This window comes from Rhizobium sp. Rhizsp82 (assembly GCF_047325115.1).
Lineage (GTDB): Bacteria > Pseudomonadota > Alphaproteobacteria > Rhizobiales > Rhizobiaceae > Rhizobium.
This window is the reverse complement of sequence record NZ_CP168571.1, coordinates 692,245-712,572: the sequence shown is the minus strand read 5'-3', so window position 1 is coordinate 712,572 and position 20,328 is coordinate 692,245. Positions and strand designations below refer to the sequence as shown.

The window sequence follows — 20,328 nt, the reverse complement described above, 5'->3', positions numbered from 1 at the left end:
CTCTCTTCGGGCAGAACCCAATCATACTATGCACCGAAGCCCCGGGCGAATGCACCCGTTCCGACAACGCGTCGGGCAAACATCAAGGCGATGAAGGACGGCACCCAGAGCATCACCGAAAGCACGGCGCCATATTGGACGACGATCTGGTTGTTGATGAAGGTGATCATCAGCACCGGCATGGTGCGGATCTCAGGCGCGCCGATCAGCCAGGCGCCCTCGGTTTCATAAAAGGTGCCCACGAAGGTCAGAAGCAGAGCGGCGGCGATCGTCGGTCCCGCCTGCGGCAGGGTGATCGACCAAAAGACCCGAAGCGGCGTGGCGCCCGCATCCCGCGCTGCCTCCTCCATCCGGCGATCGACATTCTGGAAAGCCGCAACCGGAATCCAGATCATCAGCATCAACGTGCCGACGAGCTGGATCAGCACGACGCCCCAGAAGGTGCTGATCAGCCCCAGCTGCAGGAAGATGCCGGCGATCGCCACCAAGAGGCCGAATTTCGGGAAGGCGTGCGACGCCAGGAAGGACAGGAAGAGAATATTGCGGCCCGGAAACTTCATCCGCGCGAAGGCATAGGCCGCCGGGAGGCAGATGATCGCCGAAAGGACGGTGACCGTCGCCGTCAGCCGCAGGCTCAGCGTCAGCGCATCCCAGACATCGGCACGCGACAGCGTCTGATGCCAGAAGCGCAGACCGAACTGCTGCGGAATGACGGAGGGATAGCGCCAAACCTCGGTAAAGGCCCAAGTGCCGACGACGACCAGCGGCAGCGCGATGAACAGCGTCAGCAGGACCGCAAAGCAGATGCCGGTCCAGTCGATCCCGGCGCGTGAAGCGGTGTTTTCAACCGGCGTCATCGGCGGCCCTCCCGGTTTCTGGCGATCGAGCGCACATAGAAGATGCCGAAGACGAGGCAGAAGGCGAATGAGATGACGGCCTGCGTCAGCGCGTTCAGCGGATCGTTCATGTCGGAGAAGGTGCGCTGCATGAACGGACCCATCATCTCGGGCGAAGCCGGACCGAGCACGTAAGGCAGCGTGAAGGACGAGAAGATGCCGAGAACGGCGAAGGATGCGGTGACCAGCAACGAATTGCCCATGCGCGGCATGATGATCGAGATGAAGACGCGGAAAGGCTTAGCGCCGACGTCGCGTGCGGCCTCGATCGAGCTTTTCGAAATGCTGCTCAGCCCGGCCGTCAGCATCAGCACGGTCAGCGGCAGGTTGTCCCAGACGAGGCCGATCACCGGTCCCCAGGGCGTCAGATAAGGCGACGGCAGCTTCGGCAGGCCGACGGCATTTAACAGGATGTCGACGGTGCCGTTCGGACCGATGGTGCGGATCAGCGCGTAGGACAGGATGATCGACGGCACGAACATCGGGAAGATCGCCAGCCCCTGGACATAGCCGGCAAGCCGTCCCTGCGAGAAACGCAGGTAGAGCGCGATCGGCAAGCCGATGACGACGAGCAGCAGGCCGCAGACGAAGGTGGTCCAGAGCGTGACCCAGAGATTGGCGAGGCTGTAGCTGTCGGTGAAGAAGAATTGGTAGGAAGCGAGCGAAAACTCAGAGCTTCCATCCGCCTGGCGCACGAAGATCGTGCCCATGACCGCCGAGATGATCGGGTAGACGATCAGCCAGCCGAGAAGCAGAACCGGCAGGGCGACCAGAAGCAGCCCCGCCGAGGCACTCTTGGCCGGCGCGCCTTCACGCGCCGGCGATTGTACCGGTATCCGTCTGCGCATCAGGTGCGGCTGATGTTCGGAGCGACGTTGCGGTACCAGCCGTCATTGATGTTGGTTTCCCAATCGCCGCTCGGGAAGACCGGAATGGTCGTCGGGATGACGTCGGCGTACTTCTTGCGCAGTTCGTCCGAGATGTGATCCCAGGAAACGCCCGGGAAGCCGCCGATCTCGGTGATGATCGCTTCCTGCATCTCCTTGGTAAGCAGGAAGGCCGCGAGCTTCAGCGCGGCATCCTTGTGAGCGCCGTTCGAGAAGACGGTCATGCGCGAGAAGCCGCCGCAGAGCGCGAGGTCGCTCAGCTGAACGAGGCCGGTCGCCTCGGGCAGAACGCCCTGCGCGATCGCCTGCAGGATCTGGTCGGACCAGACCGGGGTCATGGTGACGACGCCCTGTGCCAGAAGCTGGATCGACTGCGTGTTGCCGGCGGTGTAAGCGCCCTTCTCGTAGAGCGACGGGGCGAGATCGGTCAGGATCTTCCACGCCGGCGTCAGCGTCTGGTTGGCATAGTCGGCGGTGAAGTTGTCGACGGTGAACTTCTTCGGGTCGCGGCCATTGGCTTCATGGATGGCGCGGCGAACGAAATTGCCGCCGGAACCGCCCTTGTCAGGACGGTTATAGATGAACTGGCCCGGGTTCGCCGTGATCCAGGCCGTCAGCTGTTCCCAGGTCTTCGGCGCGTTCTTCGGGTCGAGCTTGGTCGTGTCGTAAGCGAGCAGAACCTGCGAGCCGCGATAGGGCAGCGAATATTCGCTATCGACGCTCAGCGGGTTGACGTGATCGAAGCCCTCGATGTTCTCGGCCGAGAACTTGACCCAGAGGCCGGCATCGATGCCGCCAGCCGGAAGGCGCGGGTCGAAATGTTCGAAAATGTCGGCCTGCGGATCGGTCTTGCTCTTCAGAGCAGCGAGGCCGCGGTCGGCGATGGCGCGAAGACCGGTATTGTCGCCGGCGTCGGTGACCTTGATCGCCAGCTCGGGGTGAGCCTTCGAAAAGGCCGGGACCACGATGTTCGACCAGAAATCGATGATGTTGGCATCGGAGCCGCTATAGAGATCGATCGTCTCTCCGGCTGCAGAAGCAAAGCGCGGCATTGCCAGGAGGCCCGCTGCGGCCGACGAAGTGATAAGAAATTCGCGTCTGTTCATGACCTTTTCCTCTTCTGCAGGCTGCTCCCCGGCGAGCCTTTCGGGAGGTAGCTATCGCTGCCGCGTGACACGGCAATGACAAAAATGCACTTTTTGCACGCCTGTGCATTTATTGGCCGGAATGCCGGGCTCTGAAGAGCATTATCTGGATCGCTTACTGAACAAATCCAGCGATCGGCCCATATCCGCCGTGCCAGGAATAGTCATTGCGGCCGAGCGCCGGATTGAAGAGGCCGCTGCCATTGCCGCCATCGAGGAAGAGAGCGTTCGGGCAATGCAGGCCATCGCGGAAAAAGCGGGCGAAATCGTGGAAGTTCACGCTGTCTTCGCTGATCGCAAAGCGGACCTTGCCGCCGTCACAGACACCCACGCCGCTCCGGCGCGTGCGGTCGGACGAACCGGGGATCAGTGCGGGGTGCAGCCTATTGTTGATCACCAGCATCGGACCGGATTGCGTCGCGAATTCCGCAGCCGGCTTCTGCTTGATGAACCCGTCAGTCGAAAGGATGCCAGCCCCGGCTGAGCCCCAATAGAGAACGCCGTTCGGCTGCTTGTAGAAATTCGGGATCTTGCCCGGCTCGCCCGTCCTGGTGCCCATCTCGGCCGGGCGGAGTTCCTGCCCGTTCTCGACATAGAGACCGAGCGGCGTGAAATCCGGCTGATACATGCCGGCATTGATCGCAAAGACCAGCGTCTTGCCTTTCGCCGTCAAACTGTCCGCCAGCTGCGAGAATGTCCGGTAGGGCTGACCATCGGCGCCTCTCCAGAAGAGCTGCAAACTACCCTTGGCGGCGTCCGGCGAGCAGACGATATAGGACTGCTGCTCGAACGGCTTTCTCTCGCATATCTGTGCGCTCTCCTGCGCAACCGCGGTGCGGATGCCGATGACGGGCGTGAAGAACGACAGGAGAGCGAGGACTGCAGCGCCGAAGACCGTAGCATGAAAGCAACACGGATTTTCAAATTTTAGCAATATGTTAGCGGCCTTCCACCGATCCGGTTTCCTGTGCTACTGACGACTTCTCTTTGTACGCCCTGAAGCGGGCGCAACCATCAGCCGAAGACCGCGAGGCATCATGTCAATCCAGCCGCAGCAGCGGATCTACATCTGCTTCTTCCTGTTCGCTGTCTCCATGGGCGCGATGCTATCACGCCTGCCCGATCTGCAGGAGAGCCTGCAGGTCGATAAATCGGAACTCGGGCTGACGCTGATTGGCGCTGCGATCGGCGCGCTGGTGTCGTTGACCTTCTCCTCGCCGCTGATCGCCCGCTTCGGCGCCCGCAAAACCGCATTCCTGACCGTTCTCGGGACCTCCGCTTTGCTCGCGCTCGTTCCCTGGGCGGGCAGCGCGCCCCTCGTCTTCGCGATCCTCTTCTGCGAAGGCCTGCTGGCCGGCGCGCTGGAGATCAATCTCAATGTCGAGATCGACCGCGTCGAGGCAAGGCTCGGCAAGGGCGTGATGAACCGCGCCCACGGCTTCTGGAGCCTGGGCTTCTTCGTCACCGCGCTGGTATCTGCGGCTCTTCGCCAGGCCGAAGTCTCGGTCCATATGCATCTCGGCCTGACCTTCGCGTTCGTCCTCGTGGTCGGCACCATCGCCATTTCAGGCATGCAGAACGCGCCGGTGCGCCAGACGGCGGAACATGCGGATGCCGGCCACATCGCGCTGCCGACGCGCGGCTTGTTGCCGCTTTGCGCCATCGGTATCGCGGCCTTCCTCGTCGAGGGTGCCGGCATCGACTGGTCGGCGATCTACATGCGCGACGTCTTCCAGTCCGTGCCCTTCATCGGTGGTCTCGGCCTGACGCTGTTCACCTTCTTCATGGCCGTCACCCGCCTTTTCGCCGACCCGTTCGTCGACCGCTTCGGCTCGCGAAACGTCGCCTTCGTGCTGCTTCTGGTGTCGGCCGCAGGCCTCGCCGCCGTCTGGCTGGCGCCGCATGAATATGTGGCACTCCTCGGCTTCGCCCTGATGGGCTCAGGCTGCAGCGCGGTCTACCCGCTTGCAGTCTCGGCGGCTGCCCAGCGCCGCGACCGCGCCTCACATCTCAACGTCGCGGCCCTCGCGCAGATGTCCTTCGTGGTGTTCTTCCTCGCCCCGCCACTCCTCGGCTTCGTCGCCGAACATTTCGGCATCCGCTCCTCCTACCTCGTCTGCCTGCCGGTGATCATCCTGGCCTTGACCTGCATCCGGGCGCTTTCCGCACAGCGGAAGCTGGCGGTGGCTTGAGGCGAGCCTCAGCCGCCGACGAGGCCAGCACCGCTATCGATCACCAGGCATTGGCCAGTGATGCAGCTTGCCTTCTCCGTGAGCCAGAAGATCGCTTCGGCGATATCGGCTGCTGCGGGCATGCTTTGCAGCGGCGCGGCGGCGATCAGGCCTGCCTTGAAGGCCTCATATGACGGCTTGTCGTGCCAGGCGAGTGCCCAGGTCGTATCGACGAACCCGGGGCAGACGGCATTGACGCGGATGGCGGGCGCCAGCGACCGGGCAAGGCCGCGCGTCATGGTGTTGACCGCCCCTTTAGACGCCGCATAGGCGAGCGACGAGCCGTCGCCGGAAAATGCGGAATCCGAGGAGACGTTGACGATGGAGCCGAGCGCCGCCTTTTGCAGATGCGGCGCCGCCGCGCGGATCATCTGGTAGGTACCGGCAACGTTGACGCGGAAGATCGCGTCGAAATCTTCGGCATTCGATGCCTCGAGATCGCCGGCAGGTGCCTGGCGGGTGACGCCGGCATTGTTGACCAGGGCGTCTATCCGTCCGAATTGTTCGACGGCTACTGCGGCAATCGCCCGGCAGTCGGCATCCTCGGCAATATCGCCACGCACGCTGACCGCATTGGCGCCAACCGACCGGCATTGTTCGACGATTTCGTCCGCACCCGCCTTGTTGCGGCTATAATTGACGACGACGTCGTAGCCAGCGGCGGCGAAGACAGTCGCGGTCGCAGCGCCGATCCCTGACCCGGCGCCGGTGATGATCACGCTCTTCCTGTCACTCATCCCCTACCCCTCGATCCTGACGCGCTGTTCGCGCTCATCGAAGAGGCAAACCTTGGCGGTGTCGTAGGCGAGATGAACCTGCTGGCCCGGGCGCACCGGCAGGCGCTCATGGGCAAGCACGGTGATCTGCTGGCGACCGGCGGTGACGATGACTTCGGTGCTGGCGCCGGTCGGCTCGACGAGATGAACGGTTCCCGGGACGCCCTTGTCCGAGAGGACGATATGCTCTGGTCTGATGCCGTAATGGATCCTGCTACCATCCGTGACGGCGGCTGCGGGCATAAAAAGGCGAACGCCGTCATCCGTTTCGAAAGCGCCCTCGGCAACCTGGCCGCCCAGGATGTTCATCGCCGGCGAGCCTATGAACTGAGCAACGAACATGTTGGCGGGGTTATCGTAGAGCTCGAGCGGCGTGCCGGCCTGCTCGACGATGCCCGACCGCATCACAACGATGCGGTCCGCCATCGTCATGGCTTCCACCTGATCATGCGTGACGTAGACCGTGGTCGTCTTCAGGCGCTGGTGCAGCGCCTTGATCTCGGCACGCATCTGCACACGCAGCTTGGCATCGAGGTTAGAGAGCGGCTCATCGAACAGAAAGACCTTCGGATCGCGGACGATGGCACGGCCCATGGCAACGCGCTGGCGCTGGCCGCCCGAAAGCTGGCGCGGATAGCGCGACAGGAGCTCCCTAAGCCCGAGAATATCGGCGGCCCGCATGACTTTCTCATCGATCTCCGATTTTGCCACCTTCTTCAGTTGCAGCGCAAACTCCATGTTTTCGCGAATGGTCATGTGCGGATAGAGCGCGTAGTTCTGGAAGACCATGGCGATGTCGCGCGATTTCGGCGCCACGTCATTGATCACGTTGCCACCGATCGCGATCTCGCCGCCGCTGATATCCTCCAGCCCGGCAATCATTCTCAGCAGCGTCGATTTTCCGCAGCCCGAGGGGCCGACGAGGATGACGAACTCGCCATCGGGAATATCGACAGAGACATCCTTGATGACGCTGGTTTGTGCGTAGCTCTTGCTGACGCTACGGATCTGCACTGAGCTCATGGCGATCGATATCTCCTCAAATTACTTGACGGCGCCCTGGGTGATCCCGGCGATGAATTGTTTTGACAGCACGATGTAGAGGAGCGTGATCGGGAGGGCTGCCAGCGTCAGGCCCGTGAACATCACGCCCCAGTCCGTCGTGAACTCGCCGATGAAGACGGTAAGGCCCTGCGGCAGGGTCTTCAGATTGTCCGAGGTGATCAGGATCAACGGGAAGAAGAAGTCGTTCCAGATCGGCACGGCATTCTGGATCGCCACGATCACCATGGCCGGCCGCGCCAGCGGCAGCATGATCTTCAGCATGATCAGCAATTCGCTTGCCCCATCGATCCGGGCGGACTCCTCGAGCTCACGCGGCAGGGTTCTGAGGAATCCCGTCATGATGAAGACGGCAGACGGCAGCCCCATCGCTACATAGACGAGCACGAGCCCGGCATAGGTATCGACGAGATGCAGGGCATCGAGCTGGATGAAGAGCGGAATGATCGCCAGCTTCAGGGGAACGGTCATGCCGCTGATGAAGAACATCAGCACGGCGCCGCTCAACCGGAATTCGTAGCGCGCGATCGCATAAGCCGCCATCGTGCCGAAGACGAGGATGAGAATGATAGAAGCCGCCGTCACGCCGAAGGAATTGAGCATGTAGCGGACGAAGTTCGTCTCGTCCCAGACCTTCTGCAGATTATCGAAGCCGAAGCTCTGCGGCAGGGCGAAAGGCGAGGTGAAGATCTCGGCGTTCTTCTTGAACGAAGAGAGTACCATGACCACAAGCGGATACAGCATGATCAGGGCATTCAGCACCAGCACTGCCTGAATGAAGCCGTTCTTGATCCATTCGTTGGAATTCTTCATGTCGGTTCCCGGAAATGGCTTAAGCGGCCTAGAGCTGAATTTCACGCCGGCGCAGGAAGCGCAGCGCCACGAAGGAGAAGCCGGCAACGAAGAGGAACATCAGCACCGCAAGCGCACTGCCCTGGCCGAAATCCTGAATACCGTTGGTGACGCTGCCGAAGGCCGTCCGGTAGAAATAGAGGCCGAGCACGTCGGTCGAGCCGCCGGGAGAACCTGTCAGCCCCGCCATCACATAGGGGATCTCGAACCAGTTGAAGCTGCCGATGAAGGTGAGGATGCAGACGATCGTGACGCTCGGAGCGATCAGGGGCCAGATGATGCGGCGCAGGAGCACATAGTCCCCTGCCCCATCCAGACGTGCGGCCTCGATGACCTCAGCGGAAATCCGCTGCATGCCGGCGAGCAGCACCAGAGTCGGAAAGCCCAGCCAATGCCAGATATTGGCGAAGACGATGCTGCCGAGCGCCGTGCTTTCATTGCCGAGCCAGGCCGGCCCCTGAATATGAATCAGTGCCAGCGCCCCGTTCACCAGGCCGAACAGCGGGTGAAGGAAGAGCTTCCAGAGAAAGCCGACGATGACGGAGGACAGCACGACCGGAAGAAAGACGATGACCTGGTGGATACGGTGACCGGGCAAGCCCTTCAGAAGCGCGAAGGCGATCAGGAAGGCGGTGCCGTTCTCGAATATCATCAACGACACGAAGACGATGACGTTGTGCCAGAAGGCGTTGTACGTCCAGTCGCTGTAGGGCTCTTCGAACAGAACCTTGCGGAAGTTTTCGAGCCCGATGAAATTCGACGGCAAGAGGCCGTTGAATTCGTAGAAGGCAAAGCGAAGGGCCGATAGCAACGGCCAGACGACGAAGATCGTCATCACGGCCAAGGCCGGAAACAGAAGCAGGAAAATCCACACCGACCGGCGCTGCGGCAGAAAGGTCGGGGCGCGGCGCCGGTCGGTGTTCATCTTACTTCCCCTGGAAAGCCTTGTACCACTTGGCGAGACCATCGGTCAGGTCGGCGCCAAGCTGATCGGGCGTGATGCTGCCGGACATCATCTTCGTAATGTCCGTCTGCAGCAACTCGGAACCGGTAGGCTTCTGGAAGCGGAAATAGACGACGTTGATATGCGGCATCGCCGTCTCGTTGAGCTTGGCGACTTCGGCAAGCAGCGGGTCCTTCACCTCGACGCCCTTGATCGGCGAGATATTGCCGAGCAGTGCGGTGAACTTGTCGCCGAACTCCTTGGTGCCCATCCAGGCAACAAGCTTGAGCGCGGCTTCCTTGTTCTTCGAGGCCGCATTGACCGCATAGCCGCCGTCATAGAACTTTGTTGCCTGCGGAATGTCGCCTGCCTTGGCAGCCGGCGGAGCAATGAAGCCCATGTTGATCTGCGGGTTCTCGCCCTTGTAGGTGGCGATATCGAAGCTGCCACCGGCAAGCATTGCGGCGCGACCGCTGACGAAGAGCTGGCCTGCGGTATCGTAATCGATGCCTTCGAAGCCCGGCGGCATGTAATCGCGCAGTTCGAGCAGCTTGTTCAGGGCCGCGATATAGCGCGGATCCTTGAAAGTCGCCTTGCCGGTCTTCAGGTCGGAGACGAAATCCTGGCCGAGGAACGGTCCGGTAAAGGAAGCAACGAACATTTCGTTGAACCAGCTGGTGCCGAGGCCGTTGGCAAGCGGAATGATACCCTTTTCCTTGAGGGCTTTCGAAACGGTGATGAACTCATCCCAGGTCGTCGGAGCCTTCAGACCAGCCTTTTCGAACACGTCCTTGTTGATGAAGAGGCCGAGTGTCTGCGAGGCAAACGGCAGCGAATAGACCTGACCATCGGCGCGATAGGTACCCGACAGCAGAGCATCTGCGGACATATTCGCGAGCGAAGGCATGTTGGAGCTGTCCTGCTTCACGAAGTAGCCGGACTTTACGAACTGCTCGAGCCAGCCATAGGCATGCGTATGGATGACATCGCCGCCCTTGCCGCCGGCGAGCGCCGTCGAGACGATCGTCGGATAGTTCTCGTCCGGGAAGGACTCGAACTTCACGTTGATGTCAGGGTTCTTCTTGGTGAAGTCGGCGAACAGCTCGTTGTAGGCCGCCTTGTCTTCCTGACGCCAGGTCCAGAAGGAAATGTCGGTTGCATAGGTAAAGGGAGCGGAGAGCCCCCAGGCAATTGTCGCTGCCGTCAGCAGCCCTGCGATCGATCTCACTCTCATTTGCGCTCCCCTTTTCGTTTTCTAGGGCGTGTTCACGATCATTAGCAAATCATAGTTCTTGCGTTTTGGCTAGATAGTTTGTAAAGCTGCCTAACTATATTTTTTAGCTCCCCCAGACTTCATGCGGAAGGCATATATTCCATGGTGAAAAGCGGCCTCATAGCCGGCGTCGATATCGGCGGCACAAAGACGCATCTGCTCGTCAGTCAGGGCGCAGAGGTGATCGCCGACAAGGTCGTTCCGACCGCGGATTGGCGCAGCTGGGACCGTGCGGCCGACGCCGCGGCGCTCGCCGCCCTCATCCTGGAGACCGCAAAGGCTGAACCGGCAGCCGTCGCTCTCGGTGCGCATGGCTGCGATACCGACTGGCATTGCAAGCAGATGGAAGCCGATCTCGGCGCAAAGCTCTCCGGCAAGATCAAGGTCGTCAACGATTCCGAGCTTCTGGTGCCTGCTGCGGGCTTTGCAAGCGGGATCGGCGTCGTCTCCGGCACAGGTTCGATCGCGGTATCGCGCAATCATGACGGCGAGATGCTGGTCGCGGGCGGGTGGGGCTGGATCCTTGGGGACGAAGGCAGCGCGGCGGCACTCGTGAGAGAGGCCGCCCGCGCGATCCGCAACGCCATCGACCATGGCGAGAGCGGCGACCCGCTTGTGAACGGGCTGATGGCGAAATTGGACACGACCGACGCCACGAAGATTGGCCGCCTGCTGAACGAGACGCGCGGCGCGGCGATCTGGGGCAGCTATGCCGATGCGGTCTTCGATGCCGCGGCGCAGAAATCGCCGCTTGCGATCACTGTCATCGAAGAGGGCGCGAAGGCCCTTGCCCGCCTTGTCGGCATCCTGATCAGCCGCGGCGCCGATGCCAGCCATGTCGTCATCGGTGGCGGCGTCGTCGTCGAGCAGCCGAGCCTTTTCGAGGCGTTCAAGCACGCGATGGCTGCGGTCTCGCCGGCAAGTGAGATCACCCTGCTGCGCGCGGCACCGGTCAACGGCGCCCTGGCGCTTGCCGGCCGTCTGCTTGCCGGCTGACAGAAAACGAGGACAGACGAATGGAACGTATCGGCTACAGAAACGCGGTTGCCCGCCAACCCCAGAGCCTCACCGAGGGGCTCGATATCGTGCGCGGCGCATTGGCGTCGCTCGACCTTCAGGCCTTCAAAGGCAGGAGCGTGGGCTTCGCAGGGATCGGCGCCAGCTATCAAGCGGCCATGGTAGGGGCCGCCTATCTGCGCGATCTCGGCATCGCCTCCTTCCCCTATTGCCCGACGGACCTCTACGGAGCGCTCGACAGTGCTGCCGGCGCCTTCGTCGCGCTCTCGGCCTCAGGCCAGAGCCGCGAAATATCCGATGTTATGCGGCTTCGACCTGATCTTCCCAAACTTGCCATCTGCAGAGGCAGCGAAAACCCGCTGGCCGAACTGACCGGTGCGGTTCTTCCGACCGGATCCGGCTCCGACAACGGCGCGAGCTCCACGGGCTATACCGGCATGCTGCTCGCGATCGGGCTGCTCTGCGAACGGCTGGCAGGCGGCCACTCTTCTCCCGAGTGGGACCGCCTGCCGGCTGCCGTTTCAAAGACGCTGGAAACCGCCAAGGCCTCTGCCGCGAAGGCTGCCGCCCGGCTTGGCGCATGCAGCTCCATCGATCTCGTCGGCGCAGGTACAGGCTTTGCCAATGCCGGCGAAGGCGCGATGCTGATCCGTGAGGCCGTGCGCCTGCCTGCCGCCGGCTGGGACACGATGAACTATCTGCATGGGCCGATGGAATCGCAGGACAGCCGCACCGGCGTCATCGCCTTCGGCAGTGGCCGCGAAGTGAAGATCGCCGAGGATATGGCTGGCTTCGGCTGCCCCTCGGTGCTGATCACCGAACGCGACGATGTCGCCGAGCGTGACAATCTCGTGGTCATCTCCGTGCCAAGCCTTCGCCATCCGGTCGCCGATGCGATCATCCAGATCGTCGCCCTGCAGATGATCGTCGGTGACATGCAGGATGCCGCGGGCCTGACCAACATCACCTTCCGCTACCGGCAGACCGACACCAAGCTGAAGCCTTGGTCGCCGACGGAGGTATAATGTCAACCCGCCGCTTGCTCCGCATCCTCGTCCGGAATGGAACCGGGCGGCAGGACGAGCGTGGCATCGGGCGTCTCGCCGAGGATCTCGGCGAGCGCATAGTCGGCAGCAAGGCGGGTCGCCCCCAGCACCGTGCCGTTGACGCCGAGACCGCTGACGGTGATCTCGGTTGCCCAGGTGAGATCACGGGCAACGTGGCGCACCTCTTCCAGCATCAGCGGGTTCTGGCCGACGCCGCCGCCGAGAACGACGAGACCGGGATCGAAGAAGCCGATGCAGCCGGCAACCATGCGGCCGATATCAGCGGCATGTTTGTTGACCCAGACAAGCGCCTCCTGCTCGCCGGCCTGCGCACGGTCGAAGAGTTCGCGGGCGGTTGCGGGCGGTTCGCCGGCACTTGCCGGCCAGCCGGCCACGCATCGCTCCATCAGCGCGTCGGAGCCGAGATAATGCTCCAGACCTTCCCGCTCTGGCGTGCTGTCGGCGGACCATGGAAATGGCAGGCGCCCGGCTTCCCCGGCCGCTCCGTTGAAGCCGCGGAAGAGCTTGCCGCCGATGACGATGCCGAGACCGATGCGTACGCCGATCTGCAAAAACAGGAAGATGTCGCGCCCGTGCGCCGCGCCCTCGCGGAGCTCACCGAAGGCGGCGCAGTTGACGTTGTTTTCGAGCAGGATCGGTGCGTCGATCGACTGGCGCAGCCGCTGCAGCACGGCCTCCGGGCCCTTGCGACGGTTGAAGCCGAGGCGATTGCGCGAAACGATACGCGGAACGGCGACGGCAACGCTGCGCAGGTTCTTGCTGCGCTTGCCGACGGCAAGAATTGCGGTCTTGGCCGCCTCGTCGACGATCGCCGCGATTTCCTCGATGGTCGCGCGCTGCTGCTTGACGATCTTGAGTTCGGCAGTGGCAAGCGGCGTTCCGTCAAGCCACTGCGCCACGGCGCGCACCTGGGCAACGCCGACATCGATGCCAATCACGTAGCCAGCCTCGGGGCCGAGCGCATAGACGGTCGCGGACCTGCCCATCGCGCCCTGCTGCGAGCCGATCGGCGCGACAAGGCCGAGCGCGCCGAGTTCGTTCATCACCGCCGTCATCGTCGGCTTGGAGAGATTGAGCATGGCGCCGAGCCGCGGCCTGGTGATCGCGCCGGAGGAGGCGAGGACGCGCAGGACGGATCGGGAGCTTTCGGTCAGCGGAGGCGTATTTGCGGGGGGCATTGCATCTCTTTCATCCGGCCGCGGCCGGTCGCTGCTTCATCCAAATCACGCAGCACGGAATTTGAAACATTCTCCGTGGTGTGGTGTCAATAAAGGCAAGCCCATGTCCAACACATCAGAAGCCGACGTACAGAATGCGCTGACTGCGAAGCTGGATCGCACGCCGCTATCGCGTGTGGAATCCATCGCCGCCCAGTATTTCTGCATCGCCGGGCGCGCCAGCGTTCTCTCCAGCGAGCGTGACGAGACCTTCCTGATCGAAACCGCCGATGGGATGCGCGCCGTCCTGAAGATCGCCAATACCGCCGAGCGCGCCGACATCCTCACCTTCCAGACCGATGCCCTTCGCCACCTCGAGCGCAAGCCGATCGAGCTGCCGCTCCCGAAGGCGATCCCGGCCTCGAACGGACACTTTCTGCTCAAGCTCTCCCTTGGCTCCGATCTGCGCTTCGTGCGGATGCTGACGTTCCTCGATGGCGTCCAGCTGCACAAGGTGCCGAAATCGGCGGGCCAGATGCATGCGCTTGGCGTGAACCTCGCCCGTCTCGGTCAGGGACTGGCGGACTTCCGGGCGGCCCCGCCAGTGCAGCAATTGCTCTGGGATATCTGCAATGCCACAGCACTGCGCCCTCTCATCGGGCATGTCGCGCCGTCCCGCCGCGCCCCTGTACTTTCTGCTCTCGACGCTTTCGACCGTCTGGCTCCCGCAATGAGCCGGTTGCCGCGGCAGGTCATCCACAATGACTTCAATCCGCACAACATTCTCGTTTCGTCCGACGATCCCACCGAGATCACCGGCGTCATCGACTTCGGCGATCTGGTCGAGGCGCCTCTTGTCAACGATCTCGCGGTCGCACTCTCCTACCAGGCAGGCGGCGAAAACGGCATGGAGAACATGCTCGCGATGCTTCGCGCCTATCACTCGATCAGGCCGCTATCGCAGGCCGAGCTCGCCGCCCTGCCCTGCCTGCTCAGGACGCGTCTGGCGATGACCGTTCTCATCCCCGAGTGGCGGGCCGGGCTTTATCCGGAGAACCGCGACTACATCCTGCGCAACCATCCCTCCGCCCTTGCAGGCCTGAACCGCCTGGCGGATCATAGTGACGAAGCGCTTGCCGCGCTCTTTCAGCAGACGACTGGAGATCTCTCATGACCATGGCCAATGCCTTCGGCACCGGCGATTTCGAACGGCTGAACCCCGCCGAGCAATCGATGATCCGGCGCCGCGAAAAAGTGCTGGGACCGGCCTACCGGCTATTTTACGAGCGCCCGCTCCATTTCGTCCGCGGCGAAGGCGTCTGGCTCTACGATGCCGATGGCCGCGCCTATCTCGATGCCTATAACAACGTCGCATCCGTCGGTCACGGCAACCCGCAGGTGCTGGAGGCGATCACCAAACAGGCGGCGACGCTGAATACTCACACCCGCTATCTGCATGACAACATTCTCGACTATGCCGAAGCGCTGACGGCCACCTGCCCGGATGAGCTCAGCCAGGTCATGTTCACCTGCACCGGCAGCGAGGCCAACGACCTCGCCGTCCGCATCGCCCGCAGCTATACCGGCGGCACCGGCGTCATCGTGACGCGCCACGCCTATCACGGCGTCACCGCCACGGTCGCCGAGTTCTCGCCCTCGCTCGGTCCACATGTCGATCTCGGCCCGCATGTTCGTACCGTCCCAGCGCCCGATCCGTCACTCGCGCCGGAGCAGGTCGGACAAGCATTCGCCGAAGGTGTCGAAGCCGCGATCGCCGATCTCAAGCGGCACGGCATCAAGCCGGCAATGCTGATCGTTGATACGATCTTCTCCAGCGACGGCGTCATCGCCAACCCGCCAGGTTTACTGAAGCCCGCCGTCGATGCGATCCGCCGCGCGGGCGGCATCTTCGTTGCCGATGAGGTCCAGCCGGGCTTCGGGCGTACGGGCGATGCGATGTGGGGTTTCCAGCGCCATGGCCTGATCCCCGATCTCGTTACGGCCGGCAAACCGATGGGCAATGGCTACCCGCTGGCCGGCCTGATCGCCAGACCGGAGATCATCGCCGAGTTCGGCAAGAATTCCCGCTACTTTAACACCTTCGGCGGCAACCCCGTCGCCGCTGCCGCAGGCATGGCCGTCCTGCGCTATATCGAAGATCAGAAACTGATCGCCAACGCAGCCAACGTCGGCGGCTATCTGCGGCAAGGCCTGGAAGAACTCGCCACCCGTTTCGATGCCATCACATCGGTTCGTGGTGCCGGCCTCTTCATCGGCGCCGACATCGAGCAAGACGGCCAGCCCTCTGCCCACCTCGCCTCGCGCATCGTCAACGGGCTGCGCGAAAGACAGGTCCTGATCAGCGCCAGCGGCCCTGACGCCAATGTCCTGAAAATTCGGCCGCCACTGGTATTTTCGCGGGAGAATGCGGATCGCTTCCTTGAAGCGGCCGAGGAGACGATACGCGCGGTCGGCTAGTCGGCGATGCCCCAAGGGCTCTCATCCACCACCTTCGCCAGCCATGAGCGGAACGACACGAGCGGCGGGTAGCTGGCGCGCGATTGCGGCCAGGCGAGCCAATAGGTTCCGGTGCCGGTGATGGACGGCTTGAGGAGCGGCTGGAGTCGGCCGGCCTGGATTTCGTCCTTCGCCAGATAGTCCGGCAGCAGCGCCACGCCGAGGCCGGCGATGGCGGCCTGGGTCATCGTGGCGAATTGGTCGAAGAGCATGCCGGTGACGCCGCGCGGCTTAATGCCCTGCGCTGCGAACCAGATCGCCCAGGCGCTGGTGCGGGTCTCCAGCTGGAGGAGCGGCAGATCGAGCACATCCTCGGGCATGCCGACCGGCCTTTCCTGCAGCAGCGCTGGTGAGATGCAGGCCGTCAGACGCTCGTCGAAGAGTTTGAGATGATCGGCCTCTCGCCAGTCGGCAGTGCCGAAATGGATTGCGGCGTCAAAGCCTTCGGCGGCGAAATTGAAGCGCTTGAGGCGCGTCGCCAGATTGACGTTGATCCCAGGGTGATCCTTCAGGAAGCCGCCGAGCCGCGGCGCCAGCCAGCGGGTGCCGAAAGCCGGCAGGATCGCTAGCGTCAGCGTGCCGCCGCCAGGATTAGCCGAGAATTCCATGCTGCCGCGCTGGATCAGGTCGAGTGCGCGGGTAATGTCGCGGCCATAGGCCTGCGCCGCCTCGGTCGGCACGAGACGCTGCTTGTGGCGTTCGAACAACGCCCGGCCGAGCTGCTGTTCCAGCGTCTGGATCAGCCGGCTGACCGTGCTCTGCGTCAGGTTCAGCTCCCGGGCGGCCGCTGCCGTGGAGCCGTTCCGCAGCACCGCCTCGAAGGCCGAGAGATGGCTGATATGAGGAAGAAATCGTCTCTGGCGCATCTCTAACCTATGCATGCCATGCATCAACTTATGTGTAATTATGGTTTTCGTGGCTAGCGCGCAATTGATAAATGCATAAACTCGAATGGTATCACGTCGTTTGCCGCGAGGATCGCTTTTGTCCAGTTCTCCCAACACCGCCCGCAAGTCCTCCAGCGCTTTCGTCTGGAGCGATCCCTTCTTACTCGACGAACAGCTCTCCGAAGATGAGCGGATGATCCGCGACTCGGCCGCCGCCTTCGCCAAGGCCGAGCTGCTGCCGCGTGTCCAGGAAGCCTATCTCGACGAACAGACCGATGCCGGCCTTTTCAAGCTGATGGGCCAGACCGGCCTGCTCGGCGTCACGCTGCCGGAGGAATACGGCGCCGCCAACGCTTCCTACGTCGCCTACGGCCTTGTCGCCCGCGAAATCGAACGCATCGACTCGGGCTACCGTTCGATGATGAGCGTCCAGTCTTCGCTGGTCATCTACCCGATCTATGCCTACGGCTCCGAAGAACAGAAGAAGAAGTATCTGCCGGGCCTCGTCTCGGGCGATCTGATCGGCTGTTTCGGCCTAACCGAGCCGGATGCAGGCTCCGATCCGGGCGGCATGAAGACCCGCGCCGAAAAGATCGAGGGCGGCTATCGCCTGCGCGGTTCCAAGATGTGGATTTCCAACGCGCCGATCGCCGACGTCTTCGTCGTCTGGGCAAAGTCGGAAGCCCATAACAACGAGATCCGCGGTTTCGTGCTCGAAAAGGGCATGAAGGGTCTTTCGGCGCCGAAGATCGGCGGCAAGCTGTCGCTGCGCGCCTCGATCACCGGTGAAATCGTGCTCGACGGCGTCGAGGTCGGCGAAGATGCGCTGCTGCCCAACGTTTCTGGCCTGAAGGGTCCGTTCGGCTGCCTGAACCGCGCCCGCTACGGCATTTCCTGGGGCGTCATGGGAGCGGCCGAAGATTGCTGGTTCCGCGCTCGCCAATACGGCCTCGACCGCAAGCAGTTCGGCAAGCCGCTCGCCGGCATGCAGCTTTACCAGAAGAAGCTCGCCGACATGCAGACGGAAATCGCGCTCGGCCTGCAGGGGTCGCTGCGCGTCGGCCAGCTGATGGACCAGCACAAGATGGCGCCGGAAATGATCTCCATCGTCAAGCGCAACAATTGCGGCAAGGCGCTCGACATCGCCCGCCAGGCCCGCGACATGCACGGCGGCAACGGTATCCAGATCGAATTCCACGTCATGCGTCATTCGCAGAACCTGGAGACGGTTAACACCTACGAGGGCACGCATGACGTCCATGCGCTGATCCTCGGCCGCGCCCAAACGGACATCCAGGCCTTCTTCTGAGCCACATCGACATGGCAACGCCCCTCAGCGGAATACGAGTGGTCGAACTCGCACGCATTCTGGCCGGCCCCTGGGCCGGACAGACGCTTGCCGATCTCGGCGCCAGCGTCATCAAGATCGAATCCCCCGAGGGCGACGACACCAGACGCTGGGGGCCTCCCTTCGTCGAGGCCGGCCAGGAAACGACGGCCGCCTATTTCCATGCCTGCAATCGCGGCAAGCTCAGCGTCACCGCCGATTTCAATGCACCCGGCGATCTCGAACATATCAAAGAGTTGATCCGCGGCGCCGATGTGCTGATCGAGAACTTCAAGGTCGGCGGCCTTGCCAAGTTCGGACTGGATTATGGCGCGTTGAAGAAGATCAATCCGCGGCTGATCTACTGCTCGATCACCGGCTTCGGCCAGTCCGGCCCCTATGCCTCGCGCGCCGGCTACGATTTCATCGTGCAGGGCATGGCCGGGATCATGCATCTGACCGGCGAGCCCGAGGGCCAACCGCAGAAGATCGGCGTTGCCTTTGCCGATATCTTCACCGGCCTCTATTCCGTCATCGCCATCCAGGCGGCGCTGGCCCTGCGCGAGAAGACCGGCGTTGGCCAGCATATCGACATGGCGCTGTTCGACAGCACGGTTGGCGTGCTCGCCAATCAGGGCATGAACTATCTTGCCTCCGGCGTCTCGCCGAAGCGTCTCGGCAATGCCCATCCGAATATCGCCCCCTACCAGGTCTTTCCGGTTGCCGATGGCGACGTCATCATCGCCTGCGGGAACGACAGCCAGTTTGCCAAGCTCGCAGCGATCCTGGGCGTTCCCGAGCTCGCCGCCGATCCGCGCTTCACATCCAATCCGAGCCGCGTTCACAACCGCGCCGCCCTGACCGAGATTCTGGAGCTGCAGACGAAGCGCATCACCCGCGATCAGTTGCTTTCCGGTCTGGAACGCGCAGGCGTACCCGCCGGCCCGATCAACGACCTCACCGATGTCTTCACCGATCCCCAGATCCTGCATCGCGGCATGGTGGTCGAAAACGACGGCGCGCCCGGCATCCGCACGCCGATCGTCTTCTCGGACGCATCGCTCGACACATCACGCCGCTCACCGGCTCTCGGGGAACATGCCAATCTTCTCGCCGGCGGCTGGGAGATGCTGGAGAGCGAAGAGCGTCAGTAGAGATTGCGGCCGTACATTGCCGAGCGGTTCCTGGCGAAATCGCCGCGATATTCCTGCGGGCTCTTCTGATAAACGGCATAAAACGCCCGGTAATAGGCTGACGGCGTCGCAAAGCCGCTCGCCAGCCCCGTCTCGCGAATGCTCATCGAGCTATAGAGCAGCAGCTCCTTCGCGTGCTGAAGGCGGAACCCCATATACATCTTCTTCGGCGTGGTATTGAGGTAGCGTTTGAACAGATACTGGAGCTCGCGGGCCGATATGCCGCAACGCTCGGCCACGCTGTCCATATCCAGCGGATCCTCCACCGTTTCCTGCATGATGCGCTGCGCCTTGAGAAGGATCGGATTGGCAAGCCAGGACTGGCCGTTGACGATCTCGCGCTGGCGCGTCTCGGCGGCGCGCGGCGCGGTGTAGACGAGCTCGTTGCAGACGAGATGATAGAGCGTGTCGCCGCACATTCTCCTCAGCAGCGCCATCGAGCAATCGAGGCTCGATGCCTGTCCGGCACAGGTCGAGCGGTTGCGGTCTATGACATAGAGCTGCTCGACGATGGTGCCGCCGGGCGCCAGCTCCTTCAGCGACGCCATGCCGGTCCAGTGTCCCGTAGCGGTGTAGCCGTTCAGCAATCCGGCCTCGGCAAGCACCAGCGGCCCAGTATCCATGCCGCACAGATGTGCCCCGCCCGCCGCCTGCCGCCGCAGCCAGCGAAACAGCTTTCCCTTGGCATCATCTGCCACCGTATAGGTGAACATTAGCAGGATCAGATCGTATTTCTTGGGGTCGTCGAAGGTCGCCGTTCGCGGCACGGCGATGTCCATGCTGCTCGGCGTATCGCGCGGATCGCCGGGCATGAAATCGATGCTGAAGAGCTGCGCCTTGCCCACCCGGTTGGCAGCGCGGAACGGCTCGACAGCCACAAGAATACTATGGAGCGAGGGCTCTCTACCCACGATTACGGCAATCGATCTCCGGCGTTCGGCACCATCCGGAAGCGTGCTCACAAGGCTGCTGGTAGCGTCCATTTTCCCAACCGCAGGCATCACAGAAACATGATGAATAAAGCGACATTTGTATTCGTTTATTGCACGATATGGTTCGCGATTGTCAATTTGGTCCGAAAAGATCGGTGCCATTATC

Annotated in this window: 19 protein-coding genes; 7 read left to right on the top strand and 12 right to left on the bottom strand. The window is 62.5% G+C overall.

Annotated elements, in window-relative coordinates:
• Nucleotides 1-26 precede the first annotated feature (26 nt).
• From ACEN84_RS27530 to ACEN84_RS27515, 4 genes are all read right to left on the bottom strand, one after another.
• Nucleotides 27-857 (bottom strand): ABC transporter permease, encoded by an 831-nt coding sequence (locus ACEN84_RS27530; protein WP_413712401.1) that lies wholly within the window; start codon nt 855-857, stop codon nt 27-29.
• Entirely contained in the window at nt 854-1,744 is an 891-nt protein-coding gene (locus tag ACEN84_RS27525) for an ABC transporter permease (RefSeq protein WP_413712400.1), read from the bottom strand. The genes ACEN84_RS27530 and ACEN84_RS27525 overlap by 4 nt, the downstream gene beginning before the upstream one ends.
• Nucleotides 1,744-2,889 (bottom strand): extracellular solute-binding protein, encoded by a 1,146-nt coding sequence (locus ACEN84_RS27520; protein ID WP_413712399.1) that lies wholly within the window; start codon nt 2,887-2,889, stop codon nt 1,744-1,746. Before ACEN84_RS27520 ends, ACEN84_RS27525 begins: the two co-directional genes overlap by 1 nt.
• A 154-nt stretch (nt 2,890-3,043) precedes the next feature.
• Nucleotides 3,044-3,796 carry a phosphodiester glycosidase family protein gene (locus tag ACEN84_RS27515; RefSeq protein WP_413712502.1) on the bottom strand — a complete coding sequence of 251 codons (753 nt, stop codon included), beginning with the start codon at nt 3,794-3,796 and terminating at the stop codon, nt 3,044-3,046.
• Between the two features lie 169 nt (nt 3,797-3,965).
• Between ACEN84_RS27515 and ACEN84_RS27510 the strand changes: the two genes are divergently transcribed.
• Entirely contained in the window at nt 3,966-5,120 is a 1,155-nt protein-coding gene (locus tag ACEN84_RS27510; protein WP_112711105.1) for an MFS transporter, read from the top strand.
• Nucleotides 5,121-5,128: 8 nt separating this feature from the next.
• Here the strand turns inward: ACEN84_RS27510 and ACEN84_RS27505 are convergent, their stop codons facing one another.
• Genes ACEN84_RS27505 through ACEN84_RS27485 form a run of 5 tightly spaced genes read right to left on the bottom strand, consistent with a single transcriptional unit; the run spans nt 5,129 to nt 10,026 of the window.
• Nucleotides 5,129-5,896 (bottom strand): SDR family NAD(P)-dependent oxidoreductase, encoded by a 768-nt coding sequence (locus ACEN84_RS27505; RefSeq protein WP_413712398.1) that lies wholly within the window; start codon nt 5,894-5,896, stop codon nt 5,129-5,131.
• A 3-nt stretch (nt 5,897-5,899) separates the two neighbouring features.
• Complete coding sequence (locus ACEN84_RS27500; RefSeq protein ID WP_413712397.1) at nt 5,900-6,958, bottom strand: ABC transporter ATP-binding protein; 1,059 nt, start codon at nt 6,956-6,958, stop codon at nt 5,900-5,902.
• 21 nt (nt 6,959-6,979) lie between these two features.
• Nucleotides 6,980-7,810 carry a carbohydrate ABC transporter permease gene (locus ACEN84_RS27495; protein ID WP_413712396.1) on the bottom strand — a complete coding sequence of 277 codons (831 nt, stop codon included), beginning with the start codon at nt 7,808-7,810 and terminating at the stop codon, nt 6,980-6,982.
• 28 nt (nt 7,811-7,838) lie between these two features.
• The gene (locus ACEN84_RS27490) at nt 7,839-8,774 is read right to left on the bottom strand and encodes a carbohydrate ABC transporter permease (protein WP_413712395.1); all 936 of its coding nucleotides are present in this window, start codon (nt 8,772-8,774) and stop codon (nt 7,839-7,841) included.
• 1 nt (nt 8,775) lies between these two features.
• Entirely contained in the window at nt 8,776-10,026 is a 1,251-nt protein-coding gene (locus tag ACEN84_RS27485) for an extracellular solute-binding protein (RefSeq protein ID WP_413712394.1), read from the bottom strand.
• A gap of 141 nt (nt 10,027-10,167) precedes the next feature.
• Between ACEN84_RS27485 and ACEN84_RS27480 the strand changes: the two genes are divergently transcribed.
• Together ACEN84_RS27480 and ACEN84_RS27475 are read left to right on the top strand one after the other, a co-directional pair.
• Entirely contained in the window at nt 10,168-11,061 is an 894-nt protein-coding gene (locus ACEN84_RS27480) for a BadF/BadG/BcrA/BcrD ATPase family protein (protein WP_413712393.1), read from the top strand.
• A gap of 20 nt (nt 11,062-11,081) precedes the next feature.
• Complete coding sequence (locus ACEN84_RS27475) at nt 11,082-12,107, top strand: SIS domain-containing protein (RefSeq protein ID WP_413712392.1); 1,026 nt, start codon at nt 11,082-11,084, stop codon at nt 12,105-12,107.
• Between the two features lie 2 nt (nt 12,108-12,109).
• Here ACEN84_RS27475 and ACEN84_RS27470 read toward each other — a convergent pair whose 3' ends face one another.
• Nucleotides 12,110-13,327: an ROK family transcriptional regulator gene (locus tag ACEN84_RS27470; RefSeq protein ID WP_413712391.1), complete on the bottom strand. Its 1,218-nt coding sequence runs from the start codon at nt 13,325-13,327 to the stop codon at nt 12,110-12,112.
• Between the two features lie 103 nt (nt 13,328-13,430).
• Here ACEN84_RS27470 and ACEN84_RS27465 point away from each other — a divergent pair, with 103 nt between their 5' ends.
• Together ACEN84_RS27465 and ACEN84_RS27460 are read left to right on the top strand one after the other, a co-directional pair.
• A complete protein-coding gene (locus tag ACEN84_RS27465; protein WP_413712390.1) occupies nt 13,431-14,480 on the top strand; it encodes a phosphotransferase in 1,050 nt (349 codons plus the stop codon).
• On the top strand, nt 14,477-15,784 hold the full coding sequence (locus ACEN84_RS27460) for an aspartate aminotransferase family protein (protein ID WP_413712389.1): 1,308 nt from the start codon (nt 14,477-14,479) through the stop codon (nt 15,782-15,784). The genes ACEN84_RS27465 and ACEN84_RS27460 overlap by 4 nt, the downstream gene beginning before the upstream one ends.
• Here ACEN84_RS27460 and ACEN84_RS27455 read toward each other — a convergent pair.
• Nucleotides 15,781-16,689, bottom strand: coding sequence for a LysR family transcriptional regulator (locus ACEN84_RS27455; RefSeq protein ID WP_413712388.1), 909 nt, complete (start codon nt 16,687-16,689; stop codon nt 15,781-15,783). The two genes, ACEN84_RS27460 and ACEN84_RS27455, sit on opposite strands and share 4 nt — an antisense overlap.
• Before the next feature lie 214 nt (nt 16,690-16,903).
• On the opposite strand from ACEN84_RS27455, the gene ACEN84_RS27450 reads away from it, so the two are divergent.
• Both ACEN84_RS27450 and ACEN84_RS27445 read left to right on the top strand, forming a co-directional pair.
• Complete coding sequence (locus tag ACEN84_RS27450) at nt 16,904-18,019, top strand: acyl-CoA dehydrogenase (RefSeq protein WP_413712501.1); 1,116 nt, start codon at nt 16,904-16,906, stop codon at nt 18,017-18,019.
• 11 nt (nt 18,020-18,030) lie between these two features.
• Entirely contained in the window at nt 18,031-19,191 is a 1,161-nt protein-coding gene (locus tag ACEN84_RS27445; RefSeq protein ID WP_413712387.1) for a CaiB/BaiF CoA transferase family protein, read from the top strand.
• On the opposite strand, the gene ACEN84_RS27440 is transcribed toward ACEN84_RS27445, so the two are convergent.
• Nucleotides 19,185-20,213 (bottom strand): GlxA family transcriptional regulator, encoded by a 1,029-nt coding sequence (locus ACEN84_RS27440; protein ID WP_413712386.1) that lies wholly within the window; start codon nt 20,211-20,213, stop codon nt 19,185-19,187. The two genes, ACEN84_RS27445 and ACEN84_RS27440, sit on opposite strands and share 7 nt — an antisense overlap.
• Nucleotides 20,214-20,328 lie beyond the last annotated feature (115 nt).

Coding starts and splice junctions, on each gene's coding strand:
- ACEN84_RS27530 (WP_413712401.1), bottom strand. CDS start 857: ATGACGCCGGTTGAAAACACCGCTTCACGCGCCGGGATCGACTGGACC.
- ACEN84_RS27525 (WP_413712400.1), bottom strand. CDS start 1,744: ATGCGCAGACGGATACCGGTACAATCGCCGGCGCGTGAAGGCGCGCCG.
- ACEN84_RS27520 (WP_413712399.1), bottom strand. CDS start 2,889: ATGAACAGACGCGAATTTCTTATCACTTCGTCGGCCGCAGCGGGCCTC.
- ACEN84_RS27510 (WP_112711105.1), top strand. CDS start 3,966: ATGTCAATCCAGCCGCAGCAGCGGATCTACATCTGCTTCTTCCTGTTC.
- ACEN84_RS27505 (WP_413712398.1), bottom strand. CDS start 5,896: ATGAGTGACAGGAAGAGCGTGATCATCACCGGCGCCGGGTCAGGGATC.
- ACEN84_RS27500 (WP_413712397.1), bottom strand. CDS start 6,958: ATGAGCTCAGTGCAGATCCGTAGCGTCAGCAAGAGCTACGCACAAACC.
- ACEN84_RS27495 (WP_413712396.1), bottom strand. CDS start 7,810: ATGAAGAATTCCAACGAATGGATCAAGAACGGCTTCATTCAGGCAGTG.
- ACEN84_RS27490 (WP_413712395.1), bottom strand. CDS start 8,774: ATGAACACCGACCGGCGCCGCGCCCCGACCTTTCTGCCGCAGCGCCGG.
- ACEN84_RS27485 (WP_413712394.1), bottom strand. CDS start 10,026: ATGAGAGTGAGATCGATCGCAGGGCTGCTGACGGCAGCGACAATTGCC.
- ACEN84_RS27480 (WP_413712393.1), top strand. CDS start 10,168: ATGGTGAAAAGCGGCCTCATAGCCGGCGTCGATATCGGCGGCACAAAG.
- ACEN84_RS27475 (WP_413712392.1), top strand. CDS start 11,082: ATGGAACGTATCGGCTACAGAAACGCGGTTGCCCGCCAACCCCAGAGC.
- ACEN84_RS27470 (WP_413712391.1), bottom strand. CDS start 13,327: ATGCCCCCCGCAAATACGCCTCCGCTGACCGAAAGCTCCCGATCCGTC.
- ACEN84_RS27465 (WP_413712390.1), top strand. CDS start 13,431: ATGTCCAACACATCAGAAGCCGACGTACAGAATGCGCTGACTGCGAAG.
- ACEN84_RS27460 (WP_413712389.1), top strand. CDS start 14,477: ATGACCATGGCCAATGCCTTCGGCACCGGCGATTTCGAACGGCTGAAC.
- ACEN84_RS27455 (WP_413712388.1), bottom strand. CDS start 16,689: ATGCGCCAGAGACGATTTCTTCCTCATATCAGCCATCTCTCGGCCTTC.
- ACEN84_RS27450 (WP_413712501.1), top strand. CDS start 16,904: ATGATCCGCGACTCGGCCGCCGCCTTCGCCAAGGCCGAGCTGCTGCCG.
- ACEN84_RS27445 (WP_413712387.1), top strand. CDS start 18,031: ATGGCAACGCCCCTCAGCGGAATACGAGTGGTCGAACTCGCACGCATT.
- ACEN84_RS27440 (WP_413712386.1), bottom strand. CDS start 20,213: ATGGACGCTACCAGCAGCCTTGTGAGCACGCTTCCGGATGGTGCCGAA.